Annotated in this window: 12 protein-coding genes; 8 read left to right on the forward strand and 4 right to left on the reverse strand. The window is 56.6% G+C overall.

Annotated elements, in window-relative coordinates:
• Positions 1 to 11: 11 nt before the first annotated feature.
• From QRM57_RS09080 to QRM57_RS09090, 3 genes are all read right to left on the reverse strand, one after another.
• Entirely contained in the window at positions 12 to 758 is a 747-nt protein-coding gene (locus QRM57_RS09080) for a DUF6270 domain-containing protein (RefSeq protein ID WP_284986347.1), read from the reverse strand.
• 99 nt (positions 759 to 857) lie between these two features.
• Positions 858 to 1,934, reverse strand: a complete 1,077-nt coding sequence (locus tag QRM57_RS09085; RefSeq protein WP_284986348.1) for an LCP family protein — start codon at positions 1,932 to 1,934, stop codon at positions 858 to 860.
• 84 nt (positions 1,935 to 2,018) lie between these two features.
• The gene (locus QRM57_RS09090) at positions 2,019 to 3,752 is read right to left on the reverse strand and encodes a hypothetical protein (RefSeq protein ID WP_284986349.1); all 1,734 of its coding nucleotides are present in this window, start codon (positions 3,750 to 3,752) and stop codon (positions 2,019 to 2,021) included.
• Between the two features lie 982 nt (positions 3,753 to 4,734).
• Here QRM57_RS09090 and QRM57_RS09095 point away from each other — a divergent pair.
• The 8 genes from QRM57_RS09095 (at position 4,735) to QRM57_RS09130 (ending at position 14,803) form a co-directional block, all read left to right on the forward strand.
• On the forward strand, positions 4,735 to 5,949 hold the full coding sequence (locus QRM57_RS09095; protein ID WP_284986598.1) for a glycosyltransferase family 4 protein: 1,215 nt from the start codon (positions 4,735 to 4,737) through the stop codon (positions 5,947 to 5,949).
• Positions 5,946 to 7,697: a glycosyltransferase family 4 protein gene (locus QRM57_RS09100; protein WP_284986350.1), complete on the forward strand. Its 1,752-nt coding sequence runs from the start codon at positions 5,946 to 5,948 to the stop codon at positions 7,695 to 7,697. Before QRM57_RS09095 ends, QRM57_RS09100 begins: the two co-directional genes overlap by 4 nt.
• Positions 7,697 to 8,584: an ABC transporter permease gene (locus tag QRM57_RS09105; protein ID WP_284986351.1), complete on the forward strand. Its 888-nt coding sequence runs from the start codon at positions 7,697 to 7,699 to the stop codon at positions 8,582 to 8,584. Before QRM57_RS09100 ends, QRM57_RS09105 begins: the two co-directional genes overlap by 1 nt.
• Positions 8,571 to 9,467 (forward strand): ABC transporter ATP-binding protein, encoded by an 897-nt coding sequence (locus QRM57_RS09110; protein WP_284986352.1) that lies wholly within the window; start codon positions 8,571 to 8,573, stop codon positions 9,465 to 9,467. Before QRM57_RS09105 ends, QRM57_RS09110 begins: the two co-directional genes overlap by 14 nt.
• Position 9,468: 1 nt before the next feature.
• Positions 9,469 to 11,364 carry a glycosyltransferase family protein gene (locus QRM57_RS09115; RefSeq protein WP_284986353.1) on the forward strand — a complete coding sequence of 632 codons (1,896 nt, stop codon included), beginning with the start codon at positions 9,469 to 9,471 and terminating at the stop codon, positions 11,362 to 11,364.
• Positions 11,365 to 11,378: 14 nt separating this feature from the next.
• The gene (wecC, locus tag QRM57_RS09120) at positions 11,379 to 12,677 is read left to right on the forward strand and encodes a UDP-N-acetyl-D-mannosamine dehydrogenase (protein ID WP_284986600.1); all 1,299 of its coding nucleotides are present in this window, start codon (positions 11,379 to 11,381) and stop codon (positions 12,675 to 12,677) included.
• A 197-nt stretch (positions 12,678 to 12,874) separates the two neighbouring features.
• Entirely contained in the window at positions 12,875 to 13,834 is a 960-nt protein-coding gene (locus QRM57_RS09125) for an FkbM family methyltransferase (protein WP_284986354.1), read from the forward strand.
• A gap of 105 nt (positions 13,835 to 13,939) precedes the next feature.
• Positions 13,940 to 14,803: an SGNH/GDSL hydrolase family protein gene (locus tag QRM57_RS09130; protein ID WP_284986355.1), complete on the forward strand. Its 864-nt coding sequence runs from the start codon at positions 13,940 to 13,942 to the stop codon at positions 14,801 to 14,803.
• A 173-nt stretch (positions 14,804 to 14,976) separates the two neighbouring features.
• Here QRM57_RS09130 and QRM57_RS09135 read toward each other — a convergent pair whose 3' ends face one another.
• A complete protein-coding gene (locus QRM57_RS09135) occupies positions 14,977 to 16,911 on the reverse strand; it encodes a glycosyltransferase (protein ID WP_284986356.1) in 1,935 nt (644 codons plus the stop codon).
• Between the last annotated feature and the right edge of the window lie 22 nt (positions 16,912 to 16,933).

The raw sequence follows: 16,933 nt of genomic DNA on the forward strand, positions 1-16,933 counted from the left end.
GCCGGATGCAGTCAGTTCACGACACTCGATATCTGGGATTGTTCCCGCGCTTGACCCTTATCAGCAGTGAGTCGTTCAAGTTCACGGAGGAAATGATCGTTGGTGGCCTGCGAGTAGTGATAAGGCTGCCGGCCCCATCTGTGGCTAGTGGCGGCGAGAGGGGCTCCCCCGGGGTAGTCGATAAACCTTACTCCAGGCACTTTCTCTATTTCTTTGTACAGGTCATAAAGGAGCCGGTTGTTTCTATCAAACCATCTGGACCGGGGGAAAGGGACGCCATCGGTGTCCACTGTCGCCCAGTAGACGCGGTTCACGACTATCTTCGTGGGATCAACAAGGTCCACCAAGCGCCGGATCCCATCAAGCCGCCGTCCCAGGCCCAGGTCGCTCCATGGCTCGTAGCTATGGCTTGGATCTACGGTAAAGCCGGTGGCTTTGAGCTCTTCCGACTCTGTGATGGTTGTGTTCCCCACTTCCAGCGTGTTCATGCGTTCATCAATGAAGTCGACCACGAGAACATCGAAGGAGGTGGTGGCTAGCGATTCAGCCAGCGATTTGTTGATGTCCGCATGGAGCATCCGTTTCTGGAACCGGCTGGACAGCGATTCTATGTCAGGCAACTCAGTGTCGGCACTGGGTGGACGGCTCAGCGCACTCCCCAACGAGGACCTGGCGATGTAGCCCTCAAGCTTGAAGTCGTTGGGGATTTCGAACGGATCTCGGGATACGCAGCTCCCATAAATGAATACTGATGACACCCGCGCTAGCCTACAGGAACGACGGCTGCAGACGGATCTGCCTTGTTGTAGGTTCTGGCCGGCAGCGGGCTATGGCATCAGTCGATCGGAGGTCCACGACTAGTTTCCCTTTTCGAGAGCGTGCGCAGTGATGTAAGAGCCCAATTGGTCTTTGGTCAGAGCCGTCGCGATCTCCGAGATGGCCGTCGTGTCGGCCACAACGATTGACTGTCCATCTGATGAGGTGCCTGTGCCGAGCGTCGGTAGGGTGAACATCACCGTGTCGTTGGCTCTGAGGTCCTTCATTCCCAGCGCAAGACCACCGATTGCAGCCGCGTCGAAACTTTTATCGACGCTGATAAACGGCGATACGGCGCTGACCATACTGTTCACCGTGACCGGGTTCGTAAGGGTTTCGCGAGCAATTGTCTTGCTGATGATGGCCTTCATATACGCTTGCTGATTTCGCACGCGTTGGTAGTCGCCATCGCTGAATGACTTGCGCTCCCGAACAAAAGCCAGGGCTTCGTCGCCGTTCAGTGTCTGCTTGCCTGCTTGATAAAAGTGACCCTTCATGGGCCCGGAGGCGGGTGCGAAAGGGATCTTGACGTCGACTTCGACGCCGCCCACAGCGTCGGTTAGTCCTTTGAAGCCCTCGAAATCAACCATGGCAACATGGTCGATTCGCTGCTGGAACAGGGATTCGACCGTTTGTACCATCAGGGGTACACCACCAAGGGCGAGGGCGGCGTTTATTTTCGACTGTCCGTGACCAGGGATTTCCACCCAAAGATCCCGCATGAGCGACACTGCGTACACGTTCTTGCGGTCAGCTGGTATGTGGACAAGCATGAGCGTGTCGGCGCGTTGGTCAGTTGCCATCTGAGTGTCGACATCCAATTCGGCGGAACCGCGGGTGTCACTTCCCATGACGAGGATATTCATGGCTGCCGTCCCGTTCACAGCCTGAGGTTTCTGCGGTCGCGTGGATTCTTCCGGGAAGGCTGAATCAATCTTGGTCGTGCCCGAGTTGAAGGTCTGGGCCAGATTAAAGATGTATGCGCCTCCAACCAAGCCCGCAATAAGAACAGCGGCAGCGAAGCCCAAGAGGACATTCCGAGCAGTCTTGTTCCCCTTTTTCTGACGTCTGGGACGGGAATCTGCAGAGGGAGCATCGGTATCTGTCGGGTGCGTCATGAGTTCCTTGGGGTTGGCATCAGCAGTGATGATTCTATCAAGGCAGAACCAGCCCCGGCCTCGGCGGCGGTTCAATGGAGGTCTTCAGGTCACCCTTGCAGCGAATTCCGTGGCGTGAGCTCCCCACTCATTTGTGACTCTCAGGGAATAGTTCTTTGATGCGTCCACAGAGGTAGGGCCGACCGTGACGTTGATCATTTCCAACTTTGGGTTCATGCCGTTCTCCAGTCCATAGGCCCGGTTAACGCTGCTCACCACAACCGTTTTTTCGTTCGGCGTCCCCTTTGACGTTGCCCATTTAACGCTGACTTCGCCTCCCTGCAGATTGAAGCCGACTATTTGGACCTGCCCAGTTTCAGGACGGAACGTAGAGTCTGTGACGATCGGTGTTGTGAGGCCAGACTCGACTTGGCTTATAAGGGGAGTCCCCGTGCCCTCGCACGTGAAATAGGAGTCCCACATGAAGGAGACAACTTTTTGGGCGTTGGCAACTTGCTGAAGCTGGCGGTCAATTCTTGCCTTGGTTGTCTGGCCACGGAAGCTGTCGCCGCAAGGATTGAACTTGGTGGCTGGTGCCATCCCTTCCACATTTGCCCAAAGCACAGCCCCTGTGCCCTTAATCCCGGCCGCGGCCGCCAGGAAGTAATCCCGGTTGGGCGCGATGTACTTCTGCCCCCATGTCCCCTTGCCAACAATGCTGGCAGCAAACGCATCAACCGGGGAGGTTGCCTCGCGAATGGTGAATGCGCCACCCTTTCCAGTGCCCATACCGTCTTGAATGGCAATGCTAAGCCGCACGCCCGCCGATGTTTGGGCTATCCGTCGTGCACCGTTGCGCGCATCGTCGACGCTGGTCCCGGGCTTCCCGACGCGAGCATCGATGTAGGGACTAATGATGGCTTGCCGGGTAGGAAGGATGCGGTGGATTGCGCGGTTCTGGCTGGTGTAGATAGAGAGCACAGATTCGAACACCTTGCTGTCCGTCAAGGGCATTTCAGTGTGGTGGTAAAAGCCAGTCAACCCCGGCACATCGTTGGCCGCCGCTTGATACTGCAAGAACCTATCCGTGAAGCGCATCAGGGTCGCCTCATACGAAACATCGGGCAAATAGGCCAAATCAGTTCTCTTTGCTGGCGCGGGCAGGCCTGCAAAGAATTTCATGCCGAGTTTTGTGGCAGCAGAGGCGAGCGATGATGAAGGATCGGTGGCACTCGAGCTTCCGCCACCTACGATGACAACGTCGTACTTGCCGTTGGTAGAGGTGCATCCTTGGCCGGCGTTTGGGAGGACCAAGACCACGTAGGACTCGCCCTTTGTTGTAACTCTGCGGTCATTGGGGCATTTCAATGCAGATGAGTTCCAGTTACTTCCATCCAAATACGTGAAGTACCGCTCCACGGAAAGGGCTCCGGCTGCGACCCGTGCGCAGTTCGTTCCGTTGATGAGGCAACCACCTGGGACGGAGTCAAGCGGGGTTTGCTTTAGCGGTGTTCCGAACGTAATGACGGTGTCGCCACCAAACTTCTTGATGTCTGAGAGTTTCTTGAAGTTTGCAGTATCCCTGGAGCTGGCCGAGATGAAGAAGCCGCTGATCGGGTAGTTGGGAGCTGGGACTTTCGGGCCCGGGCTTGCCTGAGGCTTGGCCTGGACAGTCTCGATCCCCTCTCCTTGATGTTCGGGGGCGAGTGAATTGCTTATGCCGATAGTGCCCAGGATGACGGCTATCAAAGTACAGAGCACCGCAAGCTGCAGCCTGTACCGCTGAGGGAGTAGCCGCGAGTTTTGTGTATCTCTGTCCTGTACCATCCGGACTCTCATAGGTTCCTTGGTGTTGATTGCAGCGGTTTCGATTCTAACTGCGGAGCCACTGCTACTGAGCTTCCAGGGCCGCCGTCGGTTGGTTAGTTTCGAGGAAGCACACGATGGGAGAGGTTAATCCATGAGATAAACTAATCCGGGTCGCCCTCCGATGGTGGACGTCCGCGTGCCGCCTTGTCTCGGGCGGTGGAGCAAGAACCGGACGCGTACGCGTTCTGATGAACACAAAACGGGGGGAAGATGGGAAAGGCAACCAGCCGCCTTCAAGCTGCTACCGCGGCCCTCATGCTGGCAATTCTTGCGGTCTTTGGCGCCCAACCCGCTGTGGCTACAGACGTTGACCCTGTACCCAGCACAGAACAGCCATCGGAAACGCCCCAACCGGATCCGAACCCGAAAGATCCTCTTCCGGTGGACCCGGTCCCAGGCAACCCTGTTCCAGTTATCCCCCCGGTGACTCCCGTCGAACCGAGCCCGGCGCCAGTTGAGTCCAGCCCGGCCCCCGTGCCTGTTCCTGACCCGGTGGCTCCGCCGGTCGCTCCGGTGGTCCCGCCTGCGGTGGAACCAGCGCAACCAGCGAATCCTCAACCGCTCCCAACAATGCTGCCGGAGCAGGTCCCAGTTACGGCTAACCAGGATGCCGGTGAGGTGGCGAATCTTGAAGCCCCTGTTGAAACCGAAACCCCAGCAGCTGCGATTCCGAGTCCCACGCCCACACCTGTTTCTTCAAAAACCGCCAATCCGCCCGTTGCCGCTGCGGACATCGCTGGTCCGCTTAAGGTTGCGTTAGCACCCGTTGCCGAGAACAACCCCCTGATTCAGGGTGTGACAGTCCTAGTGTTGATTCTGCTTGGGGTTGCCTACTTCCGGGCACTGCGTTCCAAGGGGGTCCCCGGACCCCGCCTTAACGGCAAGTAGGCTCATGGCTACGTCCATCGCTGGGGACCATGCTGCGGAAAATCCCGCATTGCCAATGCGTCTCATGCTCCTGACGCATTCCTACTGGCCGGAACATAGCCCTCCGCAACGCCGGTGGTCATCCCTGACACGGGAATTCCGACGGGCTGGTTGGGACGTGGATGTAGTAGCACCCGTAGCCCATTACCCCAATGGCCGACGCAACCTGCCGCGTCGGCAGGCTGGACTCGCGTTTTCCCATCAGAGGGGCCCGCACGGGGAAACTATCAGGCGTGTTCCGTACTTGCGTCACTTGGGCACGTCGTCTCTCGCTCGTTTCGTGGACCAACTTTATTCAGCAATGCTCTCCATTCCGGTGGGCATTGGGGGCAAGAAGCCGGATGCCATTCTCGCAACCGCTCCCAGCCTTCCCACTTTGATCACCGGGTACGTTCTTTCAAGGCTTCGCAAGGTCCCATTGGTTGTCGAGATGCGAGATGCGTGGCCAGACCTCGCGCGCGACGCCCGAATGGTGCAGGGCAGCGTTAAGAGCCTCGTAGAGCGCGTTGTCGAGTTTGTACAACAGCGTGCGGATCTCGTCGTCACCGTCACCGAGGGGTTCGCGGACACGTTACGAGGACGGGGTCTGAACAACGTCGTAACGGTGAGTAACGGACTGGATCTGAACGCAATCCCATTCCTGGAACCCCCAGCCATCGTGGGTGAGGTCTTTCGAGCCCTCTATTTGGGTAATCATGGGAAGAGTCAACGCCTCGACATACTTATCCGTGCAAGCGCGATCCTGGGTGAGAACTTTCATCTCACGCTTGTTGGGCACGGCACCACCCGCCCCCAGCTGGTGAAGTTAGCGCGTGAGCTAAATGCACCCGTAACCTTTTTTCCTTCGCTCCAAGGTCCGGAGGTTTTGGAAAAATATAGGGAGGCGGACACCTGTGTGGTTTCCCTACGCGACGACTGGAAGTCATTCGAGACGACAGTTCCATCGAAAACCTATGAAGTACTGGCTGTAGGAAGGCACGTTACAGCCATCGTTCGAGGTGAAGCGGAACGAATAATTCTTGAGGCAGGTGGCGGCGATATCGTTGCAGCCAACCCCGAAGCCGTGGCCAAGCTCTGGAAGGAACTAGCTGCCGACCGAAGCCGTCTCAGCTCGGGTGCAAGTGGCCGGGAGTGGGTGCGCGAAAACGCGGACTACGCCCAGCTCGCCGTTAAATATATGGACTACATTGCTTCCTTAGTGCGTCCGGACCTGATCGAAAAGCAGGAGAGCCGTCGGTGATCCAAGCTATTCGTAACATCCGCCTTGCTGCAGGCACCGTATCTGAGCATCTGGGCGAGGCTCCGTTTGTCCTGACGCTTCAGGTGTTGCGGAAACTCCCAGCGGGGTTCGTGCGGCCGGCCGCTAGGTTCCTGTCTTCCTTGGCACCAGCCTCGGGCCACCCCCTCTTCTTACTGGCTAGCCACGCTTCGGGTCGGGATTCCGAACTTTTACGACGCTTTGAGCAGTTGATCGCCTCTGGCCGCGACGGCGAACCCGCGCGTAAGGCCGCTGAGGTTGCTTTGGCTGCAGGAAAGCCCGAGTGGGCAGACATCTTTCTGAAACAGGCGGGAAGCGGTCCCCAGGTTTCAGCCACGCTTGCCAGGCGTAAATGGTACGACGGCGACATGGCTGGGGCGATCGCTGTGCTGGATGGTCAGGCGGGTAGGCACTCAAAGCAACGTTCGCGCCTGATGGCAGAAGCCCGAGTGTTCAGGGGGTGGACTCCGTCGCTGCGGCCGTCGCCTGTCACCACGGAGCCGCGCAGGGTGCTTTATTTCCTGACCAATTCCGTCCCCCACACGGCCAGTGGCTACGCTCGACGCACTCACTCCATCCTGACGTCCCAACGGGACGCCGGCTGGGAGCCCTTGGCCGTGACCCGATTGGCTTACCCTGTTCAGGTCGGCTCTCTGCTTGCAAAGAATCGGGATGTGGTTGACGGCATCACTTATGAACGGATACTGCCCCGCCGCATGGCACCCGGAATGGATGCCCGACTGGACCAGCAGACGTCCGAGCTGATGAAGATTGCCCGGGCATTTCGGCCGGCAGTAGTCCACACCACTACCCACTTTGTGAACGGCCTGGTGGTGCGTGAAGTTGCTAAGGCACTGGACGTTCCTTGGGTCTACGAGGTGCGAGGACAGTTGGCCGACACTTGGGCCTCCAGCCGGGATGACTCGGTGCGGGCAAGCGAAAGATACGAATTGTTCAATGCACGTGAAGCTGATGTCATGCGGAGCGCCGATCTCGTGGTCACCCTCGGCGAATCGATGAAGCGGAACATCGTGGCGATCGGCGTGCCCGAAAGTAAAGTCCTGATAACTCCTAATGCCGTGGGCGGTGCTTATCTTGAAGCACCCCTCTCTCATCGCGAGGCACGGCACGCCCTCGGCCTGGATACAGAAAGCACCTACATCGGTACGGTGAGTAGCCTGGTTGGCTACGAAGGTCTTGATGATCTGGTCACATCATTTGCATTGCTGGCGCATCGACTGCCAAAGTTGAAGCTGGTTTTGGTTGGGGACGGCACGGCGGCACCCGCGCTGCGCGATCAAGTACAGAGTCTTGGGCTTTTGGATCGGACTATTTTCACCGGGCGCGTTCCAGCCGATAGGGCACGTCTGTATCACCTGGCTCTGGATGTCTTTGTGGTACCCCGGAAAGACTCTGCCGTAACCCGGGCTGTTACGCCACTCAAGCCCGTAGAAGCTTTGGCCTCCGCCCGCCCAGTTGTTGCCAGTGACCTTCCCGCCTTGCGGGAGATTGTGCAAGACCAAGTAAATGGCAGACTGACACCCGCCGAGGATCCAGGCCGGTTGGCAGAAGTCTTGTCAGAACTGCTGGGGGATGAAGGTCTACGTCACCGGCTCGGTAAAGCCGGACGGGAATATGTGCTTGCCACAAGGACATGGCAGGCAAACGCGCGCGCGTACGGCCAGGCTTATGAGACTTTGGCGTCTAATTACACGAGGAGGGTCAGCTGATGTCGGCCAAAAAGGCAAAGCTTCCGCCGCCCGCGGCCATCCAACCGATGTCCGTGGATATGCGAAAGCTGTCGAGAGTCGGCTCGAGGCCGGGTTTCCTGGACTACTTGGTTCAACTATGGGACTACCGACAGTTCATTTTTTATGATGCGCGGGCTCGGGTCCAGACAGGTACCAGGAAGGACCGGCTGGGTAGCGCTTGGCTCCTGCTGAACCCAGTCTTCAACGGGCTCACTTACTACCTGATTTTTGGCCTTCTGCTCAATACAAAAGGCGGGATTGAGAACTTCATCGGATACCTGGTCGTGGGTATCTTCATGTTCCAGTTCAGCGCCGGGGCCATCACAGAGGGTGCGCGATCCATCCGCAACGGAAAATCCGTGGTGCAGGCGTTCAACTTCCCGCGGGCGGCTCTACCCATCGGCGCCAACATCCGGGAAATACTTTCGTCGGTTCCCCTGATTCTGGGCATGTTGCTCTTGATCGTGCTGATACCACCGGCTGAGAAGATCACATGGCTGTGGTTCCTCATAATTCCAGCAGTTGTCCTCCAGGGCATCTTCAATCTGGGTATCGGAATGATTTTGGCACGCGTCATTTCCATAGTTCATGACGCCACGCATCTGCTCCCCTTCGCAATTAGGGCGTGGATGTATGCGTCGGCCGTCTTCTATTCTTATGAGCGCTTTGTCCACGAGCCCGCCCTGTTGGCGATCATGAAGTACAACCCGTTGTTCAACGTGATCGATATCGTCCGGAATTGCGTGCTCTATGACACTGTTCCAAGTTGGGAGTCGTGGGCGAGCTTGGCTGTAGTCGCGTTCGCGGCCTTGTTGATTGGGTTCATCTTCTTCTGGAGAGGGGAAGAAACGTATGGGCGAGATTGATCAGACACTTTTCGTCGACGGCCCCCCATGTGTCGTGGTCGATAAAGTCCGTATGAGCTACAAGGTTCCCTCCTCAGACGGACGCACTACCACGGGAGGTCGTGGAGGCTTCCGAGGAACGATCCGTAAGGTTCTGCGTCAATCGAACTTGGTAACGGTCAGCGCTTTGAAAGAAATTTCTTTGGTCGTTGAACGAGGCGAGTCGGTCGGAATTATCGGACGCAACGGCTCCGGTAAGAGCACTATGATGAAGCTCATCAGTGGGCAGGCCGCCCCAACACACGGAGCCGTGTACGCGTCGAGCACTCCTGTGCTGTTGGGAGTTCATGCTGCATTGGTACCAGATTTGTCGGGTGACCAGAATGTAGTACTGGGGTGCTTGGCCATGGGAATGGACATGGATCAAATCAATGAGCGGTTCGACAGCATTGTGGAGGTTTCGGGCCTCGATTCGGCCATATATTTGCCCATGAAGTCGTACTCGTCCGGTATGGCTTCCCGCCTCCGGTTTGCCATCGCGGCATCCGTCAATCCTGAGATCCTTCTGGTAGATGAAGCGTTGAACACAGGCGACGCTCAGTTCAACAACCGCAGCAAAGCCAGGATGGACGAACTTAGGGCACAAGCTGGGTGCGTCTTCATCGTTAGCCATAGCCTGGACACGATCCGTAGCATGTGCAGCCGGGTCATCTGGCTTGATAAAGGTGAACTGATTATGGACGGCGAGACCCAGGAGACCACGCAGCTCTACCACGAGTTCTCGTCTCACTTGTCAAAAGGCAACAACATCAGCGCGGCCAAGATCAAGGATCAGGCGCGCGCGAACCTCATAGCCACTCAAGTTCTTGAGCGGGCCAGTGGTCGCCGTATGGAAGGGCGCTGACATGAATGTGATCGCGGATGCCCGCAAGGCGGCTTGGCACTTGCGCCAGGGAGGAACCAAACAATTAGCAGAGTGGTTCTACAGAAGGAAAATTGATGGCCAAGGGGCTGGAGGGTTGTCTCCCGCTGGAAAGTCAAGCCGCCGGCAGAAAGGCCCCCCCATATTCGGGCCGCACCGCGTTCCTGATCGAAAGCCCCGGCGAGCCGACCTTACCGTCGGAGTCATACTGGACGACTTCTCAGCTGCTGCCTTTTCCTTCGAGTGGAACCTGGTATCGCTTCGCAAGGAACAGTGGCGTAAGCAGCTGACTGAGAGCAGTATCGACTTTCTTTTCGTTGAATCTGCATGGAACGGCAACGGGGGCTCCTGGAAGTATCAATTGACTGGTGCGACCGGTCCGAAGCCGGAGTTCCTGGAGCTCATGGCGTGGTGCCGCCAGCAAAACATCCCGACGGTGTTCTGGAACAAGGAAGACCCTCCTCACTACGAGGACTTTCTTGCCGCCGCTCGCCAGTTCGATGTCGTCTTCACGAGCGACTCCGATCGGATTCCTTCTTACCAAAAGGATCTGGGCCACGATCGGGTTTCAGCGCTGCCGTTTGCCGCCCAGCCTGCCATTCACAATCCGATACGGGTCGGGCTTGATCGGCACTCCCGAGGGGTTGCATTCGCCGGCATGTACTTCGCGCACAAGTACCCGGAGCGTAGGCAGCAGATGGACATGCTCCTGAATGCGGCTATCGATGCAGGCGCCCAATCCGGTCCGAAACTCGAGATATTCTCACGCCAGCTGGGCGGAGACTCGAATTACCAGTTTCCGGTGCCGTTTAGTGACCACGTCGTTGATAGTTTGGACTACCCACGGATGCTTACGGCCTACCGTGCGTACAAGGTCTTTTTGAACGTCAACTCGGTGGTCGATTCTCCCAGCATGTGCGCTCGGAGGATCTTTGAAATCACGGCGTCCGGGACACCGGTTGTTTCAACACGAAGTGCCGCAATCAGTCAGTTTTTCGAGCCTGATGAGGTCTTTGTAGCAGACTCACGGGAACAAGCATCCAACCAGATACGAATGTTGGCACGCAGCCCTGAGCTCAATGATCGGGTTGTACACCGGGGCCAGCGCCGGATTTGGTCGGGTAACACGTATGCGCATAGGGCCGAAGTCGTAGTTTCGTCCGTACTTCCACATAGAACCCGCGCTGTCGGGTCAGCCCCCGTTAGTGCCCTGGTACCTTCCATGAGGCCATCCCAGGTGGAGTTCGTTTTTGCCACTGTTGGAAGACAGCTGAATGTAGACCTGGAGCTTGTGCTGCTCACTCATGGATTTCAGATTTCGCAGGAGGAGGCGCAGTCGCTGGCTGACAAGCATGGCGTGAGACGCTTTAAACTGCTATCCCGCCCGCGTGAGGTCTCGTTGGGCGAGTGCTTGAACCTGTGCGTCGAGGCTGCTTCGGGCGAAATTCTAACGAAAATGGACGACGACGACTATTACGGTCCGAACTACACCGCTGACCTGCTTCATGCACTTGAGTACTCAAAAGCGGATGTTGTCGGAAAGCATGCACATCATATGCATTTCGAAAAAAGCAAGATGACAGTTTTGCGGATGCCCCACCGGGAGCACCAATTCAGCAGGTTTGTGATGGGTCCTACGATAACAGCCCGCAGGGAGGTCTTTGAGGCTCATCCCTTCGAAGCGATCAATCGAGGAGAGGATACCGCTTTCCTGAAGACCGTTATGGCTGCCGGCGGATCAATTTACGCAGCCGATAGGTTCAATTTCTGCCAGATGCGTCAGTCCAAGGGGCACACGTGGAATGCCACAGACGAGGAATTGGCGGCGTCGGGCGAAATTCAGTTCTTTGGAGATCCCAAAGAACATATAACTGTTTAAAAAAGGGGAATAAATTGACGACGATAGATACAGTTGCTGTAATCGGCTTGGGCTACATTGGTTTGCCGACCGCAGCAATCCTTGCCACCAATGGCATTAACGTCATAGGTGTGGATGTCAACCAAAAAACCGTGGACGCGGTAAACAGGGGAGAAGTTCCCTTTGTTGAACCTGATCTTGGTGTCCACGTTGCCGGTGCAGTAAGCCAGGGCAAGCTTCAGGCCGCTACGGAAACGCCGGCGGCGCAGGCCTATATTGTCGCGGTGCCGACACCCTTCCTGGCGGACCGTTCCGCGGACCTCAGCTATATCGAAGCAGCCGCCCGCGGTATCGCCCCCCAACTCAAGGGCGACGAACTTGTGATTCTCGAATCCACGTCCCCTCCTGGCGCTACGCGACACCTGGCGGATTACATCTTGGCTTTGCGTCCGGATCTTTCCTTGGATGGAGAGGGGGGCGCACCTGTGATTCATTTCGCTCACTGCCCTGAACGGGTGCTTCCCGGACGCGTCATGATCGAATTGGTCACTAATGACCGCATCGTTGGGGGCGTCACGGCAGAAGCCGCATCCTTGGCCAAGGACCTCTACTCAGTTTTCTGCCAGGGCGAGATCCTCGTGACAGATGACGTAACCGCCGAGATGGCAAAACTTGTTGAAAACTCGTACCGTGACGTAAACATCGCTTTCGCTAATGAACTTTCGGTGATAAGCGACAAACTTGGCATCGACGTGTGGGAACTCATCAGACTGGCCAACCACCACCCCCGGGTTAACATCCTGCAGCCCGGACCGGGTGTCGGCGGGCACTGCATTGCCGTAGACCCTTGGTTCATCGTTGCTGCATCCCCCGATGAGTCTCAGCTCATCAGAACAGCACGTGAGGTAAATGATGCAAAGCCCGAGTGGGTAGTGGAAAAGGTCCGCGAGGCGGCAGAAAAGTTGGGTCGGGAACCTAGGATCGCTGCGCTTGGCCTGGCATTCAAGGCAAACATTGACGACCTGAGGGAGTCGCCGGCCATCGGGATTACCGCCGCCTTAGCTGACAAGCTGCCGACAGCAGAAATTCTCGTCGCCGAGCCTCATGTTGATGCCCTTCCAGTCGCACTGGCCGGACGACCCAACGTCCAGCTGGCCACTACAGATGATGCCATTTCCAAGGCCGACATCGTGGTGGTCCTCGTTGATCACGACGAATTCAAAGCGACTGAACAAAGCGCACTGGTTGGCAAGTCTGTGATAGATACCCGGGGCATATGGCGCAGTCTGGCCAGCGGCGACTTGCCAGCGGCTCACGCCAATCAGGCTGTCTGACCAGGGCGACGTGCGAGGTCTTCGCGGCAGCATGGCGTGGACTCGCTCGGGCTTTTGCGGCCCTTGAAGGTCCAGAGCTCAGGGAATGCCAGCGCCCAACGGGGGCTGGCATTCCCGCAGCCGAATCCACCATCGAGGTCGACTTGTGAGAGAATCCAGCGATAGCGCAGCCCCGGTTTTCACTGATGAGAGTAGTCATGGATAGTTCGACTGAATCGATTGCAACAACCTCTGTAGTCATAGAGCATGGCGACAAGGTCATTCAGATAGAAGCTGTAGCTGGAGACCACATCGGGGCCACAATTGCCGCATCGAAAAAGTTCTACGAGTGGCAGTTCCTGGGGACGCTGGCCGAGTACCTGTCTCCGGGCGACTTGGTTGTTGATGTGGGTGCGAACATCGGCAACCACAGTGTCTTCTTTGCGGCCATTTGTGGTGCGGACGTGATCTCATTCGAGCCTCTGCCTTTGGCCGCAGACATTCTGCAGAAGAATGTTGATGCCAATTCACTGTCGGGCAAGATCCAGGTGAGGCAGAGGGCCCTCGGCGAGAACTTGGCGAAGGCGAAGCTTGACAAGCTTGATCTTGCCAACGTGGGTGCCACTGCCTTCGCCGTCGCCCCTGACGGGGATTTCGAAGTCAGCACTCTCGATCATGAAGAAATCACCAAGACCGTTTCGCTCATCAAAGTGGACGCCGAAGGTATGGATGTGCCGGTCCTCAGGGGCGGTGTTGAACTGATTGAGCGCGACAGGCCGATCATTGCCTGTGAAGCGGCCACAGTTGCGCAACAAGCGGAACTTGAAGCATTCGCGGCCGAGGCGGGGTATTCGTTTGTCTACCGTTTCAATGCAACACCCACGTACGTTCTGGCCCCGTCTCGAACCGCCCTGGAGCGAGCCAATATCGAGCGCCGGGCTGCAGGTCTTCTCACGAGCACGCACTGGGCTACGAGGGATCTCTACTACAGGTTGGGGCTGGTATCGACTAACCTGCGGTCGCTGAGTGACGTGCAGGAGTCCTACAATTCGGCTAATCTCACCGCACCCCCTCAAGAGGATGGCATAGCAGGCTTGTCAGCCCGAATCGAGCAGCTGGAAGCCCTCGTCCGAACGCTGAGTGAACGGCTTACCGATTCCGACACTCAACGGCAGTAACGGCGGGTGAGGGCTGGCAACCGACTCGGCCCAGATTACAAAGCAGCAGGGCATAGGGGATAGGATCGTAAGGTTGCCGTTCGTCATATCGTTGGGGAGTCCACAGTGTCAGATCGCCGTATAATCCGGCTCAAGGAATCCACGCCTAATCTGGACGGCATGCGCGAACGTCCCAACGGCTATCTTGAGGCCACCGACGGTACAATCGGCGAGGGCCCTTGGCGGGTCAGGACTGACGAGCACGGTTTTATCATGACGGGCAACGAGGTCCCCACAGAAGCTCCACCCATGGTCTTTCTTGGGGATTCATTTGTGGAAGCGACGTTCACTCCGGAAGACGTTCGCTTCGTGTCCCAAGTGGAACGCCATCTACTCAGCGACGGCCTTGGCTTCCGTTGCCTCAATGGCGGATATTCAGGCGCCACGACCCTTCAACTCTTTAATGTGTTTCTCAATAAAGTAGTGCCACTGGTGGGGCGTGGTGGCCGCGTCGTATTCTTCTTGCCCCAGTCGGACCTGCCCATCTACTTCCGCCCACATAGTTATTGGTATCCGACGGATCGATATGCCCCTTTGTTGCCGCCCGTGGAGCCGACAGCAAAGGACCTTCCCAAAGGCTCTTCGGCGCTTACGGCAATTCTGGGTTTGGCTGTCTGGGCCGCCCAGGAATTCGAAATCGATTTGATCCTAGTGACGTCGCCTCATAGGCACGCGACACGTCAAAATGATCCATATCTGGAAAAGCGGATCTCTCAAGACCAGCATGATTCTCTGGTGCAACGACGGGAAGACATTCGCAGTGCGGTGCGCCAGTTCGTGGCCAACAGCGGTGTGAAGTTCATTGACGCCGACACGGAGTTCTTGGACAAGCCGTGGACCTTTTACGACGAACTTCACCTCAATGATGAGGGACATGATATTTTCGCGGCGTGGTTCGCGGATCAGCTGCGGCTCTTGATCGACAAATAGGTCTTCATCAAGGTCAGGCAGTTGCCCATACTCGCCGGGCGCCTGAACACATTGCCGCATCGCCTTTAAAGTGACCTAACCTGCCCTCCGCGGTGCAGGCCAGCGGAAGTCTGTCCTGCACCTCTGGGTGGGGCCGTTGGCGAGACCGACAGGCCCGCCACGGCCCCTTCGCTCTAAACCTCTTCGAGGACTTCCTGGACCAGTGACACGAAGCTCTCCAGGGCATACCGTTCGCGAACAAAGCGCTGCCCCAAATCGGCGTTCTTCTTGAAAACTGCAAGATCTTGATTGTTTAGAATGTAGTCCCGGATCCCGAATATATCCTCGAAGATGTACTCCTCTGGGTATACGTAGTCGACGCCGTGCCAAGGCAAGAACACTCCCTGATTGCCGGCAGCGAATCCTTCCGCGGGTGCGACGTGGAAGCTCTCCAAATCCGATAAGGAAAGAACGAAACCGAAATCAGCCAAGGCTTCTTTGGTATCAACCCATCCTGAGAAAGTTACTTTCTCGGTCAGATTGTGGTCAACAATGTATTGCTCGCAGGACTCGTAGTACGCTCGCTCTACAGGATTTTTGTAGACCCACGGAAGATCGAGGGGCCCCTTCCCGAAAACTGTCAGGGAGAACTCTCCGTGCACGTTGAGATAGCTAAGCAGCTCGAGCGCACGGTGGTAGCCCTTGAGCTTCGGAAGCATCCCCACCATAGCGAGCCTGGTGGTCTTCGTGGGATCCTCAGAGGACTTGTAGTTCTTAACATCAAGATAATTCGGAATGATGCGGACCTTGGTTCGGTCCATACCAAAAGTCCGAATCATGTCCTCACTCGTGTGCAGCGACACTGAGATGAAGCAGTCGACTTTACTTTGGTCAACCTCGTGGCCAAACCTCGCGTTGAGCTCGAACCTGTGCATCCGCACAATGAGCTGCTGGTGTGCTTTTTTGTGATTTGCATACCATACGGCGTTGCCCAGCAGCCACTCGCAAAAGATAACATCTGCCCATTCCAAATGCTCACGACTCTGAGTCTCGTCGTGAGCATCATGACCCGTCCACTCGTCGAGCCGGATGTCGTAGTGTTCCTGCAATGAAGGTATCGCCGGTGAGATAAATTTCAGGTCCATGCCAGCAATGAGGAGGCGCTGCTTAATGTTCTGTTGGAACAGTTCGTAGTCGCCGGAGTTAATGATTTCAAGTGTTTCCCGGATACGTGGCCGAAAAGTGCGCTCCCCAAGTGAGTCCCAGTTGTTGTGAACGAGGCGGGAGAGTTTGGAGAACAGACCAGCGTCGATATCTCCACGATTGAAGCGGTAGATGGACTCCAAAGCCACCCGAAGGGAAACGTGACCGCGGATCGCCATGTAACTTAGACCAACCTGAGACAGAGTCAGTTCCGCGCTCTCCCAGACCTCAAGGTGAGAAGCCAGTTCCCGCGCACCGTACCGCTGTGTGGTGGACCGAATGAAGCCGATCGTCTTGTGGTAAACGATTGCCGGCTCGTCGAGATAGGAGATGTTGATCGCTGCAGACAAAACGTTGTTGAGGAAGACTGTGTCCTCACCCATATGCAAGTGTTCAGGCCAGATAATGCCATTGTCAAGAAGCATGCTACGACGGATCAAGGACGAGTTTGTGGTGCTCTGGTCACGAACAATTTTGGCAATTTTATCTGTTCGCGAATCGGTATATTTGAAGTCTTTGACTCGGTTGAGAAGTTGGGGCCGTTTCCCGCGTTCTACGGTATAGAGAGAGGCGCGCACAATATCCGAGTCCTCAGCTGCTGCGAGCTCCAACTGGTGGCCGAGCGCTTCCGGCAATATTTCATCATCGCAGTCTAGGAAAAAGACGTACTCGCCTTCAGCTTTTGATGTTCCTACGTTCCGTGGACGTGACGGTGATCCGCTATTGGCAGCTAGAGCCTCTACACGCCAGTTGGAGTGGGATTTGGCCCGGTTCTCAAGGAGAGCAAGAGTTCCATCTGTCGAGAAGTCGTCTACGAAGAGGACTTCATAGGACTCCGCCGGGAGACTGATCTTCTCCAAAGACTCCAGGCACGGACCGATTTTCGTTTCTGCGTTATAACAAGGGACGACGATGCTTAGCTTCATAACCGGGGAATCCTCATATGCT

Source organism: Arthrobacter sp. fls2-241-R2A-172 (assembly GCF_030208885.1).
In the GTDB taxonomy this organism is placed as follows: domain Bacteria; phylum Actinomycetota; class Actinomycetes; order Actinomycetales; family Micrococcaceae; genus Arthrobacter.

Coding starts and splice junctions, on each gene's coding strand:
- QRM57_RS09110 (WP_284986352.1), top strand. CDS start 8,571: ATGGGCGAGATTGATCAGACACTTTTCGTCGACGGCCCCCCATGTGTC.
- QRM57_RS09085 (WP_284986348.1), bottom strand. CDS start 1,934: ATGACGCACCCGACAGATACCGATGCTCCCTCTGCAGATTCCCGTCCC.
- QRM57_RS09095 (WP_284986598.1), top strand. CDS start 4,735: ATGCTCCTGACGCATTCCTACTGGCCGGAACATAGCCCTCCGCAACGC.
- QRM57_RS09135 (WP_284986356.1), bottom strand. CDS start 16,911: ATGAAGCTAAGCATCGTCGTCCCTTGTTATAACGCAGAAACGAAAATC.
- QRM57_RS09105 (WP_284986351.1), top strand. CDS start 7,697: ATGTCGGCCAAAAAGGCAAAGCTTCCGCCGCCCGCGGCCATCCAACCG.
- QRM57_RS09125 (WP_284986354.1), top strand. CDS start 12,875: ATGGATAGTTCGACTGAATCGATTGCAACAACCTCTGTAGTCATAGAG.
- QRM57_RS09115 (WP_284986353.1), top strand. CDS start 9,469: ATGAATGTGATCGCGGATGCCCGCAAGGCGGCTTGGCACTTGCGCCAG.
- QRM57_RS09090 (WP_284986349.1), bottom strand. CDS start 3,752: ATGAGAGTCCGGATGGTACAGGACAGAGATACACAAAACTCGCGGCTA.